Raw genomic sequence first — 24022 nt, forward strand, 5'->3', positions numbered from 1 at the left:
TTATTTTAATTATCATCTGGATCGTTTGGATCGGTTCCATTTATAGCTTCATCACCATCATTAACACCATCTCCATCGGTATCTGGATTATTTGGATCTGTGATATTTCCGTTAGGATTAGCTGTAGATTGACCGTTATCGATACCGGTTAGTTCTTCACAATCAAATAAGCCATCATTATCAGAATCTATAAATGTTGGCGGACCTAACAAGTAAAACATTCCGTTTGTTGATACTTGATTTGATACTGTATTTTCAACTCTTACATATAAAACTGTTAATCCGCTAGAATTTGAAAATGGAGTTGCAATAGGATTAACGTTAGCATCTGCATCTGCTTGAGTTTCATGAAAAGTTATGTTTGAGTTTATGTAATTATCATTAAACTGTTCTAAATCGTAAGTCAATCCATCGCAATCTTCTGAGAACCATTCTGCGCTATAAACAGCTACATCTTGAGGATCTAAATAATCAGGAATATTGTCTCCGTCGCTATCTTGATCCATTGGATTTGTATTACTTCCGTAAACCTCATCTGCAGTGTTTATTCCATCACCATCATCATCTTGGTCTTGATAATCTGGTATACCATCTTGGTCAGTATCATCATCTAATAAATTTCCGTTTCCATTAATATCTTCATCTATATCATAAACACCATCATTGTCAAAATCTCCTAAAGTGATACAGGTTGATGTTGTTCCTAAATCTGTATTTGCTGTGAAATTTCCAGTTAAAACATCAGTTTCTTGTCCTCCAGCCACATCTACTACATTTATTATATATGAGCTATCTGAGGCACAATAACTAATACTTTCGTTTACTGTCCCGTCTGTAATTGGTATAACTTGTGCATTGTTACCATTTACTAACTGCATGTAACCGTTAGTAATTGGGTTACCATCGCAATCATTAAACATTCCGGTAAGTGTAGTTAATTGTTCTGTTGAGTTTGTTACTGTTACTGTAACGGTATCATCTGCAGAAAATGGTCCTACTGTTGTTGTAAACACATCACAACCATAATTAGGAACGGTTAAAGTTAATGCTTCGTTTGCTGCTACTAAACCACAAACTTCTCCGTTACTATTTGTATATCCTCCTGAAGTTGAATTCCATGTAGTTGTTTGTAGCGTTAATTGCGCATTTAGACTTGGTAGTGGATTACCATTTATATCTTGTAATATTATACAAGTTTGAACAACATCAAAAGGTGCGTCGCAATTCCAGAAACTAAAATGCGATACTTCACCTACGTATTCGTTACCAACTATGGCAGCTTCTCCTTCTTCTACCCAATATCCATTTTGCTCATCAAAATACCACAACGGTATTGTTGCTGGTGGATTTGTTGCATTAGTTGGCACGGGAACAGTTATAGTTGCTGTACTACTAGATGCTATGTTTAAATCTTCACCGTTTTCTCCAATTAGTTCTACAGCAATCATACCGTAAGTTTCTAAAGCTCTTAAATTACCTGCTGTATCTTGAGCTATTAACATACCTGGCATTTGTAGATTCATATCTTCTTCATCTGGATTTAAATGTCTTAACACGACATCTACATTACCTTGATATGCAAATCCTGTTGAAGTTTCAAAATTACCATCAAAATCAACTTTGGTTCCGTTTGGTAAATCAATTGTTATAGCTTGACCAGAAACTATTGTTGCATTTGGTGTAGCGTCTAACAACATTATTTTAACTTGATTAACACCATCTGTTGGCACTAATGCTCTAGATCCAGAAATATACCCTTGTTTTGATGCTCTTATATACGCAAAGCTTTCGTAGACAGAAACATCGTTAACTGCAAAAACACCATTAACGTCTGTAATTGCAAATCCGCTACCTAAAGTAATGTTTGCTCCTATGATTGGCTCATTATTTTCATCTACAACACGACCTATAAAGTCTGCTGAAATTTGCGATCCAAAATTAGAAAAGAATGGATTATCAGATAACCCATCTTCTTGTTGTTGGTTGATAGGTATATTATTATCCTTTTCACAAGAAACTACTAAAAAAAGGAATAACAAGGTGTAAATTAGTTTTGAAAATTTCATACTTAAAACATTGAATACCAAACTAAAGGTAAATTAAAATAATTACAAAAGAGAATTAACCTTATTCTTTTCCTTCTACATAATCTTGTAGATAAGCATAACGTTTGGTTAACTTTCCGTTTTCCGTCATTTTTGCTCGTTTTAAAACACCATTTTTATCACCATTAAAAAATGCAGGTATCACGTATTTTAAAAACATCTCTCCAAAACCTTCACTTGCGTCTTTTGGTAATTCGCAAGGTAAATTATCTACAGCCATAACGGTAATTGCTCCTTCTGCATTGTATGGTACTTCTTTTTCTGTTATTGGATCGTAACCATAAAATGGATCTGCAATAGTAGATGGTCTTATAGTGCTTGCAACTGGTCCATCAATATCACAAGACACATCTGCTACTAAATTGATTTTAAAATCTGGATGTTTAGCATCTTCTCTTGTAAATAAATAAGGTGCGCCATCTCCATAAAAGTGACCTGCTATAAAAAAATCGGTTACCTTAGCGTAAGGCATAAAGTTACTTATGTAACCGCTTGGATCTTTATAAAACTCTAGTCTACTTCCTACTTTACCATCTTTGCGTTTGTTATATTCCATAACGTCTATCATACAATAAACAGGCTCTGTAAAATCTGACGTTAAGTATAACGCATCACTTACTTCTTTGATTTTTAAATGGTCTAAAATTTCTTTTGCGCCCTTTGCTACTTTACCTGTTCCAGAAAGCACAATCTTTATGTTTGGTAATTTTATTTTATCAAGCTCTGCTTTTACCTCATCTAAATCTTTTAAGTGTTCTACCTTTGGTAGTTCAAACAAACCATCACGTAATCCTAAAGCCCTAAACCCATTGTAAGCGCCAACTAATCCTGCGTAGCGACCAAAACCTATTAATCGTGCTCCGCTTTCTTTAACGATGGTTTCGTGATCGTATAGCTCGATATTTTTTTCTAAAATGGCTTTTAACAACTTACGGTTATAAGGTTGTTTTTTTATAGTATGACTAAAGAAAAAATATTTTTTATTAGGAATTAATGCCTCTAAAGGCACTTCTTTTACACCTAACATAACGTCTGCTTCTGAGACATCTTGAGTTACTGTAAATCCTAAATCTGAATAGTCTTTATCTGGAAAAACCCTAATATCTGAAGCTTCTACTACTACGTTTGCTTCTGGAAAATTATCTTTTAGTGTTTTTAAATCTTTTGGTGAAAATACAACGCGTCTATCTGGTGGATTTTTACGTTCTTTTATTATTGCGAATTTCATGTATTACATTTTAATCCTGCTAAAATACCTTTATTATTAAGCTTTAGCAAATGAAATTTTTATAGTAAATATGACATTTTTTCTTAAGTTTTTTATAAATGTGTGTTGGTATATTTTTTGATACATTATTTTTAGTAAATTCGCAGTCCTTTACTTTAAAAGGTTTTTAAAACTAACTTTTGGTTTAGGACCGCGTTAAGGATTGAGGTATTGTTGGAGCACATCTATGATTGCGACTACCGAAAGCCTGACGCACTTTTGCCATTAAAAGCAAAAGTGGGTAACGCTAAAATTATTGATGAGATCCCAAGTACAGTTTGGGATAATTCAATGATGTAAATTAAAAATTTACTATTTTATTAATTTGGGGTCGACTGGTTTTGACAGCGAGATTAATTAAATGGTAAGCACGTCGTGTAACGACTATGAGACACGTAAAACGCTAGGTCAACTTTTTAAACGGCGAGAATAACTACGCTTTAGCTGCCTAATCTGAATTATAGTAAGATTACGCCTAGGCTTACAAGGTAAGCAAGCTAAATGTCTCTGGAAAGCCTTGATTGGCGGCGTTCCTTTTTGAGGCATCGTAAAAGTCAAAATAGATTTGGTAGCGCTTTGATGCCAATTCGAAACTTTAAAAAGATAAGCAGTAACTAGGTTGTCTTTAACCAGGTTGCTGATGAAAACACAAGAAAAGACTAAACGTGTAGAAAGCTATTTGGTTACTTGTTTGGACGAGAGTTCGATTCTCTCCGACTCCACAAAAAACCCTGTAAAGCATTGATTTTACAGGGTTTTATTTTTTAGTCGATAATACAGTTGATTATTTTAATGATTGTGATTTGAATGATCTTCACTTTCACCATCTCCTGATTGATTCATTGCCATGTCGTGGTCGTATTGGCAACATCCTGGTAGGTTTTTGTAAGCTTCTTCATCTCCTGCTACTTTTTCGGTATCATACCCTGAAGCTGCAATAGCTTTGTGAATTGTCATAGCATCTGTTTTGGTATCATCAAAAGACACATCAATCTTCTTTTTATCGACATCCCAATTAGCACTTGCAACACCTTCAACACTATTGGCTGCTTTTTCAATGGTACTTTTACACATACCACAATTTCCTCTTACACCAAAAGACAGGTCTGTCATTGCCATATCTTTTGACATTTCAGTAGTTGTGGTTTCTGTTTCTTTTTTGGTTTCGTTTTTACAACTTGTTAAACCTAATGCTGCTATTACAGCTACACTTAAAATTACTTTTTTACTCACGTCGATTACATTTTTGTTTTTGTGTTCGTGATTTTTCTTTGAAAAATTCATTGTTTAAAATTTAATTGTTATTACTTGATTTATTATTCTATTACTTGTTTTACTTCACCACAGGTTAGCATTGCTTCGCCAAAATATGGATTGATTACTTTTTCTTCTTTGCTTAACCAATAAGCACCATTATTGTTATCTGCCATTGGACAAAATTCTACATAGACCTTTTCATTGATACCAAATAGTTGTACAGCATTGATTAGATGTGATGATAAATGTTTAAAATGGTCTCTTTGTGATTTTATATCGGACGTTTCAGAAATTGAAGTTGCAGAAGATTTTATTTCGCCTTCTAATGACATCCAATGGTTATGCGCCTTATTATCTGACAACAATTTCATATCTACTTTGTTCAATTTATTTAATAAAGTTGTTGCGTTTGCTGAAGTACTTATTGAATCTTCTTTTACTAAAGCATCTTTTAAATTGATATACGCATTGTAAACACTATTTAACTGTTGTTGAAATTTCTCTGATACTTCCAAACGCTCATTCATATTAGTGTGGTCACTTTCTTTGTTAGATGCATTGTTATCCATACCTAAATGACCTTCGTGTCCAGTCATTACTTTACCACCATCTTTATTCATCATAGACTTTTTGCCTTGTAATTGTGCTGCTGCATCAACCGTAAATGTTCCGTTAGTCACTATTTCATTTCCAACAAATAAACCTTCTACAACTTCATATTCATTACCAATTTGATTGCCTAATTTAATTTCACGCATTTCAAAAATAGGTTGGTCTGGATTTGTTTTAAGGTACACCACAGAACGTTCACCTGTCCATAATACAGAAGATGCAGGAATTGATAATACTTCATCATTTTTAGCTGTACTGCCTTCAATATTTGCGGTTACAAACATTCCTGGTTTAAATACATCGTCCTTATTGCTTAAAACAACACGTAAGGTTACAGTTCTTGTTTTCGTGTTTAAAACTGGGTCAATGAAATCTACTTTACCTTTAAACTCTTTATTAGGATAAGCATTGGTTGTTATCATCACTTCCTGTCCTTTTTTAAAGCGGTCAATCTGATTTTCATACACATCAAAGTTTCCCCAAACTGTGTTGAGATTGGCAATTTTTAATAAGGGTTGTCCTTGTTTGATGTAATCGCCTTGCTCTACCAATTTTTCTGTAACAGTACCCGAAACGGTTGCATAAACAGGAAAGTTTTCTTTTACTTTTCCTGTTTCTTCAATCTGGTTGATTTGATTTTCAGAGAGTTTCCATAATTTCAATTTATTACGGACTGCTTTGTATAAAGCAGGTTGAGATTCTTTTAAAGAAGCTGCTGTGATTAATTCTTGTTGTGCTGCATAGAGTTCTGGCGAATAAATGGTTGCCAATAATTGACCTTTACGAACTTCTTCGCCTGTAAAACTCACATTCAAACGTTCAATTCTTCCAGCGAAATAACTTACCTGTACTGCATTGGCTTCTTCGTTTTCAGCAATTTTACCAGATAACTTTATGGTGTTGCCTTCAACATTTCCCTTGCCTACAACAGTTGTTTGAATATTGGCTAATGCCATCGCATTTTCTGTTAGTTTAAATTGGTCTGCCATTAAGCCATCACTTCCGCTTTCCGCAGGAATTAAGTCCATCCCACAAATAGGACAATCGCCTGGTTCAGGCTGCATAATTTGTGGATGCATAGAGCAAGTCCACATTTGATTGGTTTGTTCAACTTCATTGTGATTATGGTCTGCTTCTTCTTTTGATGAACCACCGAAAAGCAACCAACCCAATAATAGACCAACTGCTAATAATCCTAAATAGATTAATATTTTATTTGTTTTCATTTTCTAATCGTTTTATCATTGCTTTCATTTCTTCTATTTCCTTGCGTTGTGCTTCAATAATATCTTCTGCCAGTTTTTTTACTTCTGGGTCTTTTATATCTGCTCTTTCACTTGTTAAAATAGCGATAGAATGATGCGGTATCATTGCTTTCATCCAAAGGACATCACCAATTATTGGTGATTGTGCTCTTACTAACCCCAAAGCCCCTATAAACAGAATAAAACTACCTGCAAGAATTGCTATGTTTTTCTTTCTATCATTATACATTTTTCGCATAAAAAACCACATTATTACTGCCATTGTTGAAATCCCTAAACACGTCATATAGAATCGTGTTAGACTAAACCATACGTGGTCTATGGAATAGGTGTTTAAATACATTGTGATGTACATTGCTACAAATGAGCAAGCCAACATTATAAAGAAGGTTTTGTAATTTCCTTTGTTTGAGTGTTCTTTTGAATTTTCCATATTTTTTGATTTTATAGTTAAACTTTTTACTTACTTAATTTTAATATCCTGAATGCACCTTGTATCACCAATCCAAATACAATGATTCCTATAATTAAATCTGGAATACCAGAATGCAGCCAATTGACTAAAACGCCTGCTGTAATTACGCCAAGATTTATTATAATATCGTTAGAGGTAAAAATCATACTGGCACGCATATGTGCTTCTTGACTTTTAGATTTTTGTAAGAGGTACAAGCAAATGCCATTTGCAATCAAAGCAAATACTGAAACTATAATCATTGTTGAAAATACAGGTAAAGCTTCATAGCCTAAAAATCTACGTATTACCTCAACGATTCCGATAATTGCAAGTGTTATCTGAAAATAGCCTGCATATTTTGCAATCCGTTTCTTTTTTAAAACTGTACCACCAACCGCTATTAAACTCAATCCGTAAACAAATGAATCTGCCAACATATCTAAACTATCAGCAACTAATCCCATTGATTTTGAAATAAGTCCTGTACTCATTTCGATAATAAAAAATGCAAAATTGATGATTAGAACTGTCCACAACAGTTTGGATTGACTCCTTGTAGATTCAGTAATAATTGTGTCTGTATCTTCTGAACTGATTAAACTTTCATTTAATTTTAATTCATTTAAGGCATTACCAATTTCATTTACATTTGAATTATGATATAGTGTTAAGATTCTTTCTTCTAAATTAAAATCAAGTTGTTTGATACCATCTATATCAGATAGCTTCATCTTAATTAGATTTTCTTCAGAAGGACAATCCATTTTTGATATTTTGAAAACTGTTTTCTGCATATAATTAAATGTTTTTTGTTCTTAATCGTAATGCGTTACCTATTACCGAAACCGAACTAAAACTCATTGCTAAAGCTGCTATCATTGGCGAGAGCAGTATTCCGAAGAATGGAAACAACACACCTGCTGCAATAGGCACACCTAAAGTGTTGTAGATAAGTGCAAAAAATAGGTTTTGCTTAATGTTCTTCATTACAGCATTACTTAAATTTTTTGCTTTTACAATACCGTGTAAATCGCCTTTTACGAGTGTTATCATAGCACTTTCTATCGCTACGTCTGTTCCAGTTCCCATAGCAATACCGACATCACTTTTAGCCAATGCTGGTGCATCGTTAATACCATCACCTGCCATAGCAACTACTTTTCCGTTTTCTTGTAATTTTTCTACTTCTTTGAGTTTGTCCTCTGGTAACATACTGGCTTTAAAATCTGCAAGATTTAGTTCTGATGCTACTGCTTGTGCTGTATCGTGATTATCACCTGTAAGCATTATAACATCAATCCCTTTATCTTGAAGTGCTTTAATGGCTTTAGCACTTGTTTCTTTTATCTTATCGCCTATAACTACATATCCAACGACGGTTTCATCTATTGACAAATAAGAAACTGTTTTACCCTGTTTTTGGTAAGATTTAGCTTCGTCTTTCATTGTCGATGTAACATCTGCTTTAGCATATTCCATCATTTTAGGATTACCTAATGTTACTTTTTTATCTTTTATTGTCGCTTCAACACCTTTTCCTGTAACAGCACTAAAATCTTCGGACTTTAAAATTTCTGTGTTGTGTTCTTTGCCATATTTAACTGTCGCTTCTGCCAAAGGATGTTCGCTATTGGTATTTAATGAAACGATGTATTGTAACACTTCTTTTTCGCTTAAAGCAGCATTAAAAGCTCCAACGGTTTCAACTGTTGGTTTTCCTTCGGTAATTGTTCCTGTCTTGTCAACGATAAGCGTATTTACCTTATCCATTTTTTCAAGAGCTTCAGCATTTTTAATCAATACACCATTTTGAGCACCTTTACCCACACCAACCATTACAGACATTGGTGTTGCTAAACCTAAAGCACAAGGACAAGCAATGATTAGTACTGCAATTGCATTGACAAACGCATACACATAAACTGGTTCTGGTCCCCAAATAGACCATACAATAAATGTGATAATAGAAATAAGAACTACAACTGGCACAAAATAGCCTGAAACTTTATCTGCTAAATTTTGAATAGGTGCACGACTTCTACTGGCATCATTAACCATATGAATGATTTGTGATAATAAAGTGTCACTTCCTACCTTTTCTGCTTTCATTAAAAAGGATTGATTCCCATTAATGGTTCCGCTACTTACTTTATCTTCTTGAGATTTGTTTACAGGAATGGGTTCACCTGTAATCATAGATTCGTCAATGGTTGTTTCACCTTCGGTTATCATACCATCTACAGGAATTTTATCTCCTGGTTTTACTTTTAGAATATCATTAAGTTCTATCTCGTCAATACTGACTTCAACTTCTTCACCATCTACTATTTTTATGGCCTTATTAGGTGCTAATTTCAACAGTTCTTTTACTGCCGAATTGGTTTTACTATGGGCACGAGCTTCTAACAACTGACCTAAAAGCACTAACGTTAAAATCACAGTTGCTGCTTCAAAATAGACGTGAACTGCGCCTGATTCAGTTTTAAATTGTTCAGGAAATACATCTGGAAACAACATCCCAAATACACTAAATAACCAAGCCACACCTGCACCGATTCCAATAAGTGTAAACATATTGAGATTCCACGTTTTTATGCTTCTATAAGCACGCTCAAAGAACATCCACGTAGCGTAAAAGACAACTGGAATGGATAAAACAAACTGAATCCAGTTCCAATATTTCTGTTCCATTATATCGTACAACGGATTGTTATTGAGCATTTCGCTCATAGCCATTAAGAAAATGGGCAAGGTAAATGCTGTGGCAATCCAAAATTTCTTTAATAGCTTTTTATACGTTTTTTCTTCTGCTGAACTATCTGCTTCCATTGGCACTAAATCCATCCCACAAATAGGACACGAACCTGCTTCTTCTTTTACAATTTCTGGATGCATCGGACACGTCCATTGTTCCTTTGAAGTTGCTGATAGATTTTGTTCTTCCACCAAATCCATTCCGCAAACAGGACAATCGCCTGGTTTATCATAAGTTTTATCGCCTTCGCAATGCATAGGACAATAAAATGTGCCTGTGCCTTTCCCTTTTTGTTGCTTTTCCTTTTTACCTTTGGTATGATGATGATGATGTTCACCTTGTTTATGAATGCTATATCTATCACTATCTTTTTTTAAGGCTTCTTGAAATGTTTCTATAGGTATGTGTGATTCCATTTCTATGGTAGCTTCTGCCTTTTCTAAATCGACTGTTGCTTTTGAAACACCTTCTACTTTAGAGAGCGTTTCTTCTACGTGTGTTCTACAACCATTACAGGTTATTCCGTGTATGTGATATGTGTGTTTCATTTTTAAATATTTTAGAATTATTAGGCTAAATTACAAGGACTCACCTTATAATATTATTCTAATTCTGGCTAATTTTTATACAATTTCATCCAAGGATTTTCTCTCTCCATATTGTAAATTTTTATAGTCTGTCATTGACATTCCAGTAACTTGTTTAAACTGTTTCGATAAATGACTACTGTTTTTATAGTTAAGGCTATAGGCTATTTCTGAAAAATTAAGCTGATTCAATTGAATATACTCTTTAGCTTTTTCTATTTTCAGGTTGATAAAATACTTTTCAAGTGTTATCCCTTCTGATTTACTAAACGTTTTACTCAATGTAGAATAACTTTTGCCTATTTCACTCTCAAGTTTACCAAGAATTTCATCTGTTTCATTTTTTTCAATATGCTGAATAAGATTAATTTTAATTTTTTCAATCAATGCCTTTGTAGGATCCTTAATCACTTCAAATCCTAAAGCATTCAACTGTGTTTCTAGCCGAACATAATCATCACTAGACTGTTCTTTAACAACAATTTTACCCAATTGTATAGATTCCACTTCAAAACCTTCATCATCCAACAAATTTATAATCGTCATTTTACAGCGATTACAGACCATATTTTTTATATGAAGAATATGATTCATTGTTTATTGATTCAATTTTTTAAATGAAGTATGTGAATGAATAATCTTCCAATCTCCATCAATTTTTTTTAAAATTGAAGTTGCTACGCCTTTACTTTCAATGGTTCGTTCTTTTGTTCCTTTAGCTTCATCTGCCTTTAAAACTATCGTATACAAATAATTTTCAGTTGTATATGCATAGGGCAAACTTACATTTACATCAATCTGATAATCTGAAAATGTAAAACTTTTAAAATGCCCAAGTTCTGGACCTAAATGACCATCTATATAATCTTTATAAGTTCCTTCTACTTTACCTTGCTCAAAAACGGTGGCATCTTGCGTAAAGAGTTGAAAAGTGCCTTCGGTTGTTAAGTTTTGAATGGCATTTTTATAAGATTTCATAATTTTCAACACTTCCTCTTTTTCATTTGTGGTGTCAACAACGACCTCTTTTTGAGTTTCGATAGTTGTATCTTGTTGTTTACTTTCTTTACAACTCACAATTAAAATCGTGAATAATAAGACAAATATGGGTGGTTTCATAATCGAATATTTTGATGTTTGACTTTTAATTATTTAAATTTTCTTTTAAATCTGACATATACTCTATGAGTAATTTCTTTTCGCTTTCAGACAATTTTGCATCTCTGTGTATTAACGTGTAAGAATCTAAAGGCATTTTATTGCCTTCTATTTGTTTTATAATTGAACGCAACTTACTTGTTTTTCTTCGAATTGTTAATGAACCCCATTCACTAAAATTTAATTCTTTTTTGCCATCTTTAATATGTTCTTCTAAAAACCAAGCAACTGGTTGTATTTTATTATACCAAGGATATTTAGTGTTGTTACTATGGCAATCATAACAAGATACTTGCAACTTATTTTTTATATTATTTGGCACATTATTTACCAACATAAAATCGGTTACTGGTACAATATCAGTTTGGTTACTTTCTGTGGGAATAAATTGTATTCCCACAAAAGCGACCAATAAAATCAGCAATATGATTTTAACAGTTTTCATTTAGTTAATTTCTCTTTGTACTTTTCCGCACTTCAGCATTTTACTACCATAATAAGGGTTACGTACTTCTTTATTCATACTTAACCAAGCACTTCCTTTTTCATACATTGGGCAATATTGCTCATATAATTTATTAGAAGCACCTGTTATCGCAACCATATCTATAATATCTTTACTTAAAACCTTAAAGTGTTCTCTTTGGTGTGCTATTGGGCTTTTGGATATATGCTCTGCGTGTTCTTTGGCATCCAAAATAATATCCTTTAATTCTAATTTTTGAGCATCCGTATATTTAGAAACATCTAAATTTTCTAAACTTTTTTCTAATGAAGCACCTATTTTTTTTGCCTTTGCTTCATCATCTACAACTAAAGCATCTTTTAGATTAAAATAATCTTTAAGTATAATTTCGGTATTCCCGTCTTGATTGCTATTCATTGCCATTTCTTTTTTATCACTATCGTGATGACCATCGCTATTGTCGTGATTCATTTCTGTATTATGACCTTCATCGTTGTTATGTTCTTTTTTTGCGTTTTTACAAGACATTGCTGTTAGGCTTATAAAAGCCATTACCATAATTGTTGTTACTAATTTTACTTTTTTCATTTTGACTTACTTTTAAGATTAATATTTGTTTATATAAAATTGTTATGTATTATTAGAATCGAACTAATAGTCCGCCACCCCAACCATATCGGTTATTATAATTCCCTTGAATTGAAAAATTTCGAGATAAGATGTATGATGCTCCAATTAACCATTGCGTTTCACCTTCATAAGATTTGTTGTTTTCTAACTCATTAACCCATCCAAAATCTGCTCTGTATTCGTATTCTCCTTCGAGAAAAATTCTAGGAAAAATCAATAGTTCTCTGTCTAAACGTATTCTTGGGCGCAGTTGATGGTCCATACTCACATCGACATTAAATCTGTAAGGCGTGAAATATTTAACTCCAACCAATCCCACAGTATTGAATGTATCATAAGAATCTGGTGTTGAAGTTTCAGTATTTACGCCTGCATATACGCGTACCCAATCATTGAGATATCTGTTATAATTTACTTCTATCTCGGCATTTTGGTTATAATCAAACTCGGCACGTAGTGCAAATTCGTTACGGATGCTGCTTGACATCAATAAAAGTTCATTAAAGTTTGAACCTCCACGAAGCATTCCCCACGAATAGTAATGGTCTGTCTCGTCAATTAGGTTTTGTACTGGATAAGGTTTCATCCTTTCATCTCGTGGTGTATCATAGCTAAATACTCTTGCCATACCACCCATCATATGATATAGCACGTGACAATGAAAGAACCAATCACCATATTCTTCATTATAGAACTCTATAATTACTTTTTTCATCGGTGGTACATTTACGGTATGTTTTAATGGCGAACGCTCTCCATTTTCATTAATCACCCTAAAGTAATGCCCGTGCAAGTGCATTGGGTGGTGCATCATTGTCAGATTATTTAGGGTAATCCTTGTAACCTCATCGCTTTTAATTTTAATCTTGTCTGTTTCGGACAATGGTGTACCATTCATACTCCAAACATAGCGTTGCATATTACCAGTTAGATTCAGTAAAATTTCATTTACTGGCGCATCTGTCTTAAAAGTGGTGTTTTCCTTTGCTTTTAAAAAATCATAATTGAAATACGTTTTACGTGTATCATAATTAAATGAAGCGGTGTCCTTTTGCATTGTAGACATCATATGATTCATTGGCGTCGCATCCTTTTTCATTTCCATATTCATATCATTATCCATCTTCATCTGTCCGTCTTTCATATCCATCTTCATCTTCATTCCATATGTCTGCATCAAAAACTCTGGTGTTTTTTTCTTTTGATTGCCCACCATTGCAGGTGCACCCATCTTCATATCCATTTTTGCCATTTGCTTCATCATAGCCACTTTATCTGGTCTGTCTATTACAGTAGCTGGATACAATTTTCCGCTACCCAAACGGATTGAGGTGTTGCCAGAACCATCTTGGGCTGTTGCGGTAATTTCTAATGTACCTTCTGGGATAGTTACTATAACATCATAGGTTTCGGCAATTGCAAAAAGAAATCGGTTTTTATATTCTGGTGTTACATCTACACCATCACTCGCAACTATCATCGGGTTACCACCACCAAAATCCACCCAATAATAAGATGAAGCAGATGCGTTGATAAAACGTAATCGTACTTTTTCACCTGTTTTAAACTCTGAATATTCTGCAAGTTTTTTACCATTAGCTAAAAACGCAGGATAATAGACGTCCGCAATGTCTGCACCTTCCATTCTATCGCGCCAAAATTTGAATTGTGCGCCTAATGCACCTTCTTTAATAACTCTGCTTAATGGTACTGCTGTCCCTTTTTTAACCTGATACCATTCGTTTCCCCGTTTAAGGTTTCGTAACACATTCATTGGCTTTTCGTTTGTCCAATCGGAAAGGACTACGACTAAATCCTTATCATAGTCCAAGGTCTTTTCTTTAGGATGAATGACTATTGAGCCATAAACTCCTTTTTGCTCTTGCAACATCGTGTGGGAATGATACCAATATGTGCCAGATTGGTTTATAGGTATTCTATATTGAAATGTAGTATTTGCTTTTATAGGTGGCGTAGTTAAATAAGGTACACCATCATAAAAATTAGGAAGTATTAAACCGTGCCAATGTACAGAGGTTTCTTCATCCATTTTATTGGTTACGTTAATAATAGCGAGGTCACCTTCATTAAATTCTAATGTAGGACCTGGAATTCCACCATTAATTGTCATTCCTTTGGCGGTTACACCTGAAAGAGTTATTTCATTTTCTTCTATAGTAAGGTTATACTCTTGTATGTTTCGGCCTTCTTCTTTTCTATCTTGACCATTTGTACCAACTTGGGCAAATGCCATTGAAGTTAGAAACAAGAGAAATATTGTGTTAAATGTTTTCATTGTTTACTGAATTAAATAATTAATGATTGTACTTTGCACATAGTAGGTCTTCACAGATTCTATTTGGTTCATTTGAAACTTTAATTGCAACTCTTGAATATCCAAAACATCATTAAAATCAATGGTTCCTGTTTCGTAACTTTTTATTAGAATGTCTTCTGCATCTTTGGCTTGCTGTAGGTTTTTGGTTTGGGTAGCATAACTTATTCTTGCAGAAATGCGTTCGTTATTCGCTTTGTCTAAAAGCGTTTCCAATGCATTTAAACGTTCCTGTTTTTGAGCAGTAATTTCCTGCTGTTGCAAATCATTTTGTTTGGTTTGGGATTTATATTTCTTATTGAAAATTGGGATAGATACCGAAACCATTGGCATTACAATATCCTTTCCGTTATCGCTGAAATCCATATTTGGTCTTTCAGCAACATTGATATAATCTAATCCAAAACCAATCATTGGACTGCTTTCTTTTTGATTCAATAATTCTGATTGCTCTATGGATTGATAGAGTTTATCAAATTTTAGTAATTCAGGATGTAATACTAATTTTTCAAAAGTAATATCAAAGTCTTCTGAAGGTATCATTAAACTATCTACCACATTCACGGTAACATCATTATCTCTATTCAATAGATTATTGAAGTTAGTTTGTTCTGCTAAAAACTGTTGTTGCAATACATCTTTTAATTGTTGCATTTCGTTCTGACGCATTTGCAATCGCAACACATCTACTGCGGATGCTTTACCAACCTCTACAGAAGTTAATGCCAACGTTTCATAAGTTTCTAATAGTTTGATGTTTTCAGTTAAAACCTCTTGCTTTGCTTTGTTAGCGTATAGATTATAATAGGATTGTGATACCGAAGCCATTAGTTTTCGCTTTGCGATGACAATGTCTTCGTATTTAGCATCTGCCAATGAACTCACGTAATTTTCTCTTGACGTAATTGTACCAAACCACGGTAACATTTGTTTAGCCGATACTTTAAAGCGTTGTGCTCCTGTTCGTGTTTCTGGTTCACTTACAAAATAACCAACTCCAAATTCTGTATTAGGAACCGTATTTACTTCATTTACTTTTTCTGAAACCCTTTTGTATTGCAATTCAAATTTTTGAATTTCAGGGTTGTTATCTAATGCTTCATCAATTAATGTTTCTAATTGTTGAGCGTTTCCAAAAAGACTCAAGAAACAAGAGCCAAGAGCCAAGACGATTTTTATGTGTATTGATTTATATTTCATTTTGATGCTCTTTTAAGTTGAACTTCGGCTTTCCAGCTATATAAAACTGGCACAACAAATAAGGTGATTAAAGCGATTAACATTCCGCCAAAACTTGGTATTGCCATAGGAATCATAATATCACTACCTCGTCCTGTTGATGTGAGTACAGGCAAGAGTGCTAAAATGGTTGTTGCTGTAGTCATCAAGCACGGTCTAATACGTTTTTCACCTGCTTCTACAATAGATGCTCTAATTTCCTTTTTTGTTTCTGGTGAATTTCTGTCGAAAGTTTGTGTTAAGTAGGTTGCCATTACAACACCATCATCAGTTGCGATACCAAATAGTGCAATAAACCCAACCCAAACCGCTACACTTAAATTAATGGGGTGCATTTGAAATAAATCGCGCAGATTTTCACCAAAGACATTGAAGTTTAAGAACCAATCTTGACCATAGAGCCATATCATTACAAAACCACCAGCAAAAGCAACTGCAATACCTGTGAATACCATTAGTGATGTCCCTACTGAACGAAATTGGAAATACAGAATTAAGAAAATGATTGCCAACGCTAAAGGCACAACAACCGACAAGGTTTTTTCTGCTCTTAATTGGTTTTCATACGTTCCCGTAAATTGATAGTTGATACCTTTTGGGACTACCAATTCGCCACTATCTATCTTTTCTTGAATTAAGGTTTGTGCATTTTCTACCACATTGACTTCTGCAAAACCATCCATTTTATCAAATAACACATAGCCAACTAAAAAAGTGTCTTCACTTTTAATTACTTGTGGACCTTGTTCATATTTTATAGTCGCTAATTCACTTAAAGGAATAGGGCTTCCTTTTTCAACAGGCACATAGATTTGTTTTAAATCGGTTGGATTTGCTCTTAATTCTCTTGGGTAACGAACTCTAACACCATAACGCTCACGACCTTCTACTGTCTGTGTTAATACCATACCACCAACAGCCACTTTCAAAACATTTTGAACTTCCTCAATGGTTACGCCATAACGAGCAATTTTCTCTCTATCAATATCAATTAACAAATAGGGTTTACCTACAATACGGTCTGCAAAAACAGCTTCATCTTTTACACCTTCAGCTTGTTTTAAAATATCTTCTAATCGCATTCCAAACGCTTCAATCTGCTTTAAATCTTGCCCTTTTATTTTAATACCCATTGGTGCTCGCATTCCTGTTTGCAACATTACCAATCGGGTTTCAATAGGTTGTAGCTTTGGTGCAGACGTTACGCCTGGTAATTTGGTCACTTTTACAATTTCGTTCCAAATATCATCTGGTGATTGTATTTCAGGTCTCCAATTTCGATAGAACTCTCCATTATTGTCTGGAATGAGTTGAGACCTTTCGACTGTGCTCAAGGTGACATTTTCTGTATTATTTGGATTTGCGATAAATCGACCATCTTTTAATTCAAACAAGCCATCATTATTCACTTTGTAGCGTTGACGTTCTCGGTTTTCATTCAGCATATATTCTGACTTATACTGAATAACATTTTCATACATTGATAGTGGTGCTGGGTCTAATGCAGATTCTGTACGACCTGCTTTTCCAACTACAGTTTCGATTTCAGGAATACTGGCAACTGCCATATCTAACTGCTGTAAAACACGCTTATTTTCTTCTACACCAGAATGTGGCATAGAAGTAGGCATCAATAGAAAAGAACCTTCATTTAACGATGGCATAAATTCTTTGCCTGTATTTTTCATTATGAAAAAACCAGCAATGACAATTGCAGTTGGAATTGAAAGAAATAGTAATTTATTATCTAAACACCATCTTAAAATACGTGTATAAAATTTAATGAATAATGAAAACACAGCTAACAAGCCAAAACAAATAATGGCTACAAAAATGAGGTTTAAGAAGATGCTTTCGTTTACTCCTAACGGTCGCCAATATTCTGCTAATAAGAATACGATTGCCGAAGCAGAAATGATGATGTTGGCAAAATTTGCCTGTTTATCTGAAATCTTGTTTTGAAGATTTAATAAGGCTGTGACACCAAAAGCGATGAGTATGATTCCTAACCAATATCCATAAATTATTGCTGCTATTCCTAATACTATTAAAACACCGTTTAAAGCATATTTAAAATGTTTTTGAATGCTCTTTTTTCGGAATAAAAAGGCCGCAAACGGTGGTATTAGAAATAAGGCTACAATTATGGACGCTGTTAAAGCAAAGGTTTTTGTGAATGCTAATGGTCTGAACAATTTACCTTCAGCGCCAATCATTGTAAATACAGGAATGAAACTTATAATTGTAGTCATTACTGCGGTTACGATTGCACCAGAAACTTCGGCTGTTGCGTTGTAAACTACCGTGTTTATGGGTAACTTTTTATGAGATTCCTCGTCGCTCGTTCCTTGCTCTGTCGGAATGACATTTTCGTTTTCATCCAAATGCCTTATAATGTTTTCTGATAGTATGACACCAACATCGACCATTGTACCAATAGCAATTGCAATACCAGATAAAGCGACTATATTGGCATCGACGCCAAAGAGTTTCATCGCAATAAATACCATTAAGACTGCAACTGGTAATAATCCTGAAATCAAGACAGAAGCTCGAAGATTAAACACCATAATGATTATAACCAAAATGGTAATCAATATTTCAAGTGTTAAGGCTTCATTGAGTGTACCTAAAGTTTCTTGTATCAATTCTGTTCTGTCATAAAAAGGCACTATGGTAACTTGTGATGTTCTTCCATCTGCCAAAACTTTTGAAGGTAATCCTGCACTTAATTCATTAATTTTTTCCTTTACGTTATTAATGACTTCCATTGGGTTTGCTCCATAACGAGCCACCACAACAGCACCAACAACTTCAGCACCTTCTTTATCCAATAAACCTCGTCTTGTTGCTGGACCTAATGAAACTTTTCCAATGTCTTTAATTTTTATTGAAGTGAAATTTTCAGAATCAACTACAGCATTTTCAATATCTGCAATGGATTTTACATACCCCAAACCACGAACTAAATATTCAGCTTGGTTAATTTCCAAGGTTTGTGCGCCAATATCCTTATTACTTTCTTTTACAGCTTTAACAATATGATGTAACCCAATGTTATATTGACGCATTAGTTCTGGGTTTACATCCACTTGGTACTCTTGAACATAACCACCAATTGATGCAACTTCAGAAACACCGCTTGCAGAGGACAAGGCATATTTAACATAGTAATCTTGAATACTACGTAATTCGTGTAAATCCCAACCACCTGTTACATTACCGTTCTCATCACGACCTTCAAGTGTGTACCAAAATATTTGTCCTAATCCTGTGGCATCTGGACCTAACGCTGGATTAACACCTTCGGGTAATAAACCACTTGGTAAGGAATTAAGTTTTTCGAGAATACGACTTCTGCTCCAGTAAAATTCTATATCCTCTTCAAAAATGATATAGATGCTTGAAAACCCAAACATAGAGGAACTACGAATGGTTTTCACTCCAGGAATACCCAATAATGATGTGGTTAATGGATAGGTTATTTGGTCTTCTATATCTTGTGGGGAACGACCATCCCACTTGGTAAATACGATTTGTTGATTTTCACCTATATCGGGAATAGCATCTACTGCTACAGGGTTACTTGGCAAAAATCCTGTATCCCAATTAAAAGGTGCATTAACAGTTCCCCATCCAATAAAAAGGACAAGTAGTAAAACTGCAACGAGTTTGTTTTCTATTAAAAATTTGATGCTTTTATTGAGCATTGGCTTTGATTATTAAATAGTTAGACATTGGTTTGATACCTAATAAACTTCAAAATAATCGATTGAATTAGTTTCTATTTCCTTTATATTTCAATATAAAATAGAACCGTAACTTTGGCTATGCTTATATTTCCTATTTCATCTAAAGAAAATATAATTCAAATTCACTATCAATCATTTTAAAATTCATTCGGTATTAAGAAAACACCGAATACAGCGAATTATCCTTACGACATAAAGCCATAGGATAAAAAAGTCCATTGTTTAAAAATCAAATTAAGTATGTTTCGTCAATCTTGTAGAGTTGCCTTATGACGAGTGGCGGTTTATATTCTTCGTAAGTAGAAACGTTATTTTCTAAACCTTCAAAAAGGTTACTATAAGTGTAAACAAATGAAGCTATAAATACTTGTTGTTCAAATGTGATTTTGTCAACTTGCAATTGTAATTCATCTTGACCTTCAATTGTTAATTGTTCATCATCACAACAATTTTTCTTGGTAATAGAACATCCTTCAGTAGATGGTTTTTCCATTTCCATTCCGCAACCTTTGGCTTTATGAAAAATAGCAGTTTCTACTAACGTATCTCCGCAATAATGCATATTCACAGTAAATGACATTGTAGAGCATAACACTACAAAAGCCATTGCTAAAGACATTATTTTATGGAAAAACTGCTTCATATCTATTTGCAAAGGTATAAAATTTTAACAACTATTGATTTTGTTTAACAGAAGTTTAGACATGCCTTCAATCTAATTTCTATAACTTAAAAGCTATATTTAAGTTGATTATCCGATAAAATTTATGAAATTTATTATTCTGGATATTAAGAACATTTATCTATAAATGTACTATAAGGATCTTAAAAATTATGAAGAATACCTATTAATATCTATTATTATAAAAACTCCTTTTTCCAATATAAAAGTTATAAAGAGTAGAGTTAAGAAAATAAAAATTCAATTATAATTTAAAAGATGAAAATGCTTTATTAATTGCTTCATGTTTAGCTAGATTATCAACTTTGTAATAACTATTAAATGTTTTAAAATCTTTATGTCCAGTCATCTCCATAATTGTTTTATCCGCAACTCCTTTATTTTTTAAAATTGTGATAAAAGTTCTTCTTGCTGTATGTGTGCTTACCCTTTTATAAAATGGAGCCTTTAATATTTTATGCTCCCTGTTTTTTGTCCTACTATATTCAACTTCAAAAGTAAATTCAGCATTTTTAAAAATTTCTTTAATAAACTGATTTTGCTTTTGATTACTAATTAATGGTAATTGAAATTCATATTTTTCTAGAATACTTTTACTAACTTCAAATAAAGGTATTTCTCTTACTTCTTTAGCAACATCTTTTTCCTCCTTAATTAAGATTGAATTTTCAGTTACAGTACGTTTATTTATTCTTTTTAACTCTCCATACCTAAGTCCTGTTAAACACTGAAACACGAAAACATCTTTAACTTTTTCTAAAGCTAGAGACTTTGGTTGGTACATGTAAATTTCATTTACTTGATCTAAATTTAATGCAATTTCTTTAGTGATAACTCTTTCAGGTTTTTTAAAATCTATAAAAGCATTGTTATATGTGTATTTATTTTTTAATGCCCAAAACATAAATGTTTTAAAAAGCCCAAGATTTCTAGCAAATGTGTTGGTACTATGATCTAAAACTCTTTAACAAAAATCTTTAAATTCAGTATCAAAATTATTATTTATTGTACTAAAAGTAAGCTTGTATTTTTTATATTTTTCGAAGTGAATTAAATGATTTTTTATATTAATATATCTCTTATTAGTTGCTTGTTTCCATTCTTTTCTTTTATTTTTTTCCTCCACAAATTCATCATAAGCATCAAAAAAACTATTACTCTTTTTAGAAATTTTTTTAAACTCTAAATCAAAAGCATCACGTAATATTTTTGAGGTAAATTCTTCATTGATTTTTGAATACAATGCCTTAGTTTCTTCAAATTTCTGAGTATACCTTAATAGTTGAGTATTTATAGTTAAATTGTTAGGAGCTTTATGTTTTCCTTTTAAATAAGGCTGTCTGTAATCAAAATCCCAATTTATAGGAGCTATTGTTTCTCCTGTAGAATAAACAAACTTCTTTTTCTCCTTATTAAAATGGCAGGTGAAGTAAATTAAAGATGGCTTTTCTCCTTTCTGGTTTTGAGGATTTTTTAAGTAAAACGAATGCTTCATAAAAGTTCAAAAATGAGTTTAAATACTGGGTGACAAAACAGGTGACAAAATAGGTGACAAAATAGGTGACAAAATAGGCGACAAAATAGTTATAATTAATTATAAAGTTAAAATACTAAACAATAATAAACTCCTTTATTTATCAGTGAAAATAACATTAAATATAGTTTATTCATTATAGTAAAATATATAGTTTCAATATTCTCCGACTCCACAGAAAGCCCTGTAAACTATTGATTTACAATGTTTTATTTTTTTTGAGGTGACAACTTATTCTGAAAGAAATTTCTTAAAAATAATATTACCGTTTTACTGGTATTGTTATATTTTTGATTTATGAATAATAAATCACTATTAATATTATTTTCTTCTTTTGCTTGCTACTTTATGAGTATTAAAATAGCATTTAGTAAAACTGAAATAGATAGTCTACAGTTTTATATTGAAAAAATAACATCGATAAACTCTAACAAAGATCTTTTTGATGCTTACAACTACTTGTCTAAAGAGAAAGATAAAAGATCTGATTTAGACAAAACTTATATTTATTACAATCTTTCTAAAATTGACTACACTTTAGGCTTTTACTATGATAGCGAATATAATGCTGTGCAAGCTTTAAAAATTATTGATAAAATTGCCGACTCTGACTTTAAAACAAGCTATAAAAAAAGTCTTTACACATTATTAGGTAAAATTTATAAAGCGTTAAACTTTAATGATCAAGCATTAAATTTTTATAACAACTCGCTTAAAATTGCTAATACCACTAAAGATAGTGTTGTCATTTACAATAATATTGCAACAACATACAAGGCTAATAAAGATTTTAAAAAGGCTAACGACATTTTACTAAAAGCTAAAGAGTTATTACCTAAAATTAATGATCAAACAGAGGTAGCTAGAATACTTGATAACCTTGGAGCTATTAAGACTATTTTACAAGATCCAGAAGCTTATACTTATCTAAAAAAATCACTAAAAATACGTCAGAAACTTAAAGATTATTCGCAATTATACCCAAGTTATAAAAGCCATTTTAATTATTACTTTAGCAAGAATAATATCGACTCTGCAAAAAAATATAGTGATCTAGCTTACAATATATCCAAACTAATTAATAGTCCTTCTTATCAAATAGATGCTATTAAATTAAAACTTAAAACCGATAACAATGTTAGCATTAATGAGTTTTTAAAACTTACAGACAGTTTAGAAAAAGTAAGAAACATAAATAAAAATCAATACTCACTTTTAAAGTATAATGTAAATAAAAGCTTACTAGAAACTGAAAAGCAAAAAAACCAAAAAACCATCTACAAGTTTAGCTTAATCTTTACAATAATACTAATTGTACTTATCTTGTATTTATTAAACATAAGACACAAAAAACAAAAATTAGAACAAATCTACCAAACTGAAACCAACATCTCTAAAAGAATACATGATGAAGTAGCAAACGACATTTATAAATATATGATTGTTTTAAATGAAAACAAATTAGATAAACAACTACAATTAGATACCATAGAAGATATATACTACAAGACTAGAGATATTTCTAAAGAAATTAATGTAATAAATGAAAAATCTAATTTTAAAGACGAATTAAAAGATCTCTTTTCTAGCTATTCTAACAACCAATGTAAAGTTGTAAGTAATGGTGTTTCTGATATTGACTGGAACAAAATAAACAAACATAAAAAAATAACTATTTACCGCGTATTACAAGAGCTTTTAACTAACACAAAAAAACATAGTCAAGCTAATTTAGTAGTAATTAAAATTAATACGAATCGTAAAAAACTAGAACTTCAATATACGGATAATGGTATTGGTACTAATCTAAATTTTAAAAATGGTTTGAAGAATACGGAAAACCGTATAAATACCTTAAAAGGAACTATTACTTTTGATACTAAACCAAATAATGGTTTTAAAGCACAAATTATAATTTAAA

18 protein-coding genes and 1 other RNA gene are annotated in these 24022 nt (G+C 32.6%); 2 read left to right on the forward strand and 17 right to left on the reverse strand.

The annotated features are described in order from the left end of the window. Nucleotides 1–5: 5 nt before the first annotated feature. Both FHS04_RS12670 and FHS04_RS12675 read right to left on the reverse strand, forming a co-directional pair. Complete coding sequence (locus tag FHS04_RS12670) at nucleotides 6–2066, reverse strand: peptidase associated/transthyretin-like domain-containing protein (protein WP_106678910.1); 2061 nt, start codon at nucleotides 2064–2066, stop codon at nucleotides 6–8. 61 nt (nucleotides 2067–2127) lie between these two features. Further along, nucleotides 2128–3333 (reverse strand): NAD(P)-dependent oxidoreductase, encoded by a 1206-nt coding sequence (locus tag FHS04_RS12675; protein WP_106678908.1) that lies wholly within the window; start codon nucleotides 3331–3333, stop codon nucleotides 2128–2130. 366 nt (nucleotides 3334–3699) lie between these two features. Here FHS04_RS12675 and ssrA point away from each other — a divergent pair. After that, nucleotides 3700–4097, forward strand: a transfer-messenger RNA (tmRNA) gene (ssrA, locus tag FHS04_RS12680). 64 nt (nucleotides 4098–4161) lie between these two features. Here the strand turns inward: ssrA and FHS04_RS12685 are convergent. The 15 genes from FHS04_RS12685 to FHS04_RS14385 form a co-directional block, all read right to left on the reverse strand. Next, on the reverse strand, nucleotides 4162–4656 hold the full coding sequence (locus FHS04_RS12685; protein ID WP_106678906.1) for a heavy-metal-associated domain-containing protein: 495 nt from the start codon (nucleotides 4654–4656) through the stop codon (nucleotides 4162–4164). 32 nt (nucleotides 4657–4688) lie between these two features. Continuing rightward, complete coding sequence (locus tag FHS04_RS12690) at nucleotides 4689–6467, reverse strand: efflux RND transporter periplasmic adaptor subunit (RefSeq protein WP_106678904.1); 1779 nt, start codon at nucleotides 6465–6467, stop codon at nucleotides 4689–4691. Beyond that, the gene (locus tag FHS04_RS12695; RefSeq protein WP_106678902.1) at nucleotides 6454–6939 is read right to left on the reverse strand and encodes a DUF305 domain-containing protein; all 486 of its coding nucleotides are present in this window, start codon (nucleotides 6937–6939) and stop codon (nucleotides 6454–6456) included. Before FHS04_RS12695 ends, FHS04_RS12690 begins: the two co-directional genes overlap by 14 nt. 26 nt (nucleotides 6940–6965) lie before the next feature. After that, entirely contained in the window at nucleotides 6966–7757 is a 792-nt protein-coding gene (locus FHS04_RS12700; RefSeq protein WP_027879802.1) for a cation transporter, read from the reverse strand. Between the two features lie 4 nt (nucleotides 7758–7761). Continuing rightward, on the reverse strand, nucleotides 7762–10266 hold the full coding sequence (locus FHS04_RS12705; protein ID WP_106678900.1) for a heavy metal translocating P-type ATPase: 2505 nt from the start codon (nucleotides 10264–10266) through the stop codon (nucleotides 7762–7764). A gap of 75 nt (nucleotides 10267–10341) precedes the next feature. Beyond that, nucleotides 10342–10899, reverse strand: coding sequence for a helix-turn-helix domain-containing protein (locus tag FHS04_RS12710; RefSeq protein ID WP_106678898.1), 558 nt, complete (start codon nucleotides 10897–10899; stop codon nucleotides 10342–10344). 3 nt (nucleotides 10900–10902) lie between these two features. Further along, a complete protein-coding gene (locus FHS04_RS12715; RefSeq protein WP_106678896.1) occupies nucleotides 10903–11424 on the reverse strand; it encodes a YybH family protein in 522 nt (173 codons plus the stop codon). Between the two features lie 25 nt (nucleotides 11425–11449). After that, nucleotides 11450–11908 (reverse strand): heme-binding domain-containing protein, encoded by a 459-nt coding sequence (locus FHS04_RS12720; RefSeq protein ID WP_013868941.1) that lies wholly within the window; start codon nucleotides 11906–11908, stop codon nucleotides 11450–11452. Then, a complete protein-coding gene (locus FHS04_RS12725) occupies nucleotides 11909–12517 on the reverse strand; it encodes a DUF3347 domain-containing protein (protein ID WP_106678894.1) in 609 nt (202 codons plus the stop codon). 52 nt (nucleotides 12518–12569) lie between these two features. Further along, nucleotides 12570–14855: a multicopper oxidase domain-containing protein gene (locus FHS04_RS12730; RefSeq protein ID WP_106678892.1), complete on the reverse strand. Its 2286-nt coding sequence runs from the start codon at nucleotides 14853–14855 to the stop codon at nucleotides 12570–12572. A gap of 3 nt (nucleotides 14856–14858) precedes the next feature. Continuing rightward, complete coding sequence (locus tag FHS04_RS12735; protein WP_106678890.1) at nucleotides 14859–16094, reverse strand: TolC family protein; 1236 nt, start codon at nucleotides 16092–16094, stop codon at nucleotides 14859–14861. Further along, nucleotides 16091–19843: an efflux RND transporter permease subunit gene (locus FHS04_RS12740; RefSeq protein WP_106678888.1), complete on the reverse strand. Its 3753-nt coding sequence runs from the start codon at nucleotides 19841–19843 to the stop codon at nucleotides 16091–16093. The genes FHS04_RS12735 and FHS04_RS12740 overlap by 4 nt, the downstream gene beginning before the upstream one ends. Before the next feature lie 271 nt (nucleotides 19844–20114). Beyond that, entirely contained in the window at nucleotides 20115–20528 is a 414-nt protein-coding gene (locus FHS04_RS12745; protein ID WP_244906284.1) for an HYC_CC_PP family protein, read from the reverse strand. Between the two features lie 283 nt (nucleotides 20529–20811). Then, the gene (locus FHS04_RS14380; RefSeq protein WP_244906283.1) at nucleotides 20812–21471 is read right to left on the reverse strand and encodes a tyrosine-type recombinase/integrase; all 660 of its coding nucleotides are present in this window, start codon (nucleotides 21469–21471) and stop codon (nucleotides 20812–20814) included. A 60-nt stretch (nucleotides 21472–21531) separates the two neighbouring features. Continuing rightward, nucleotides 21532–22062, reverse strand: coding sequence for a hypothetical protein (locus FHS04_RS14385; protein WP_244906282.1), 531 nt, complete (start codon nucleotides 22060–22062; stop codon nucleotides 21532–21534). 387 nt (nucleotides 22063–22449) lie between these two features. Between FHS04_RS14385 and FHS04_RS12755 the strand changes: the two genes are divergently transcribed. Beyond that, a complete protein-coding gene (locus FHS04_RS12755; protein ID WP_106678886.1) occupies nucleotides 22450–24021 on the forward strand; it encodes a tetratricopeptide repeat-containing sensor histidine kinase in 1572 nt (523 codons plus the stop codon). Nucleotide 24022: the final 1 nt, after the last annotated feature.

The sequence above is a fragment of the Mesoflavibacter zeaxanthinifaciens subsp. sabulilitoris genome (assembly GCF_014191595.1).
In the GTDB taxonomy this organism is placed as follows: domain Bacteria; phylum Bacteroidota; class Bacteroidia; order Flavobacteriales; family Flavobacteriaceae; genus Mesoflavibacter; species Mesoflavibacter zeaxanthinifaciens.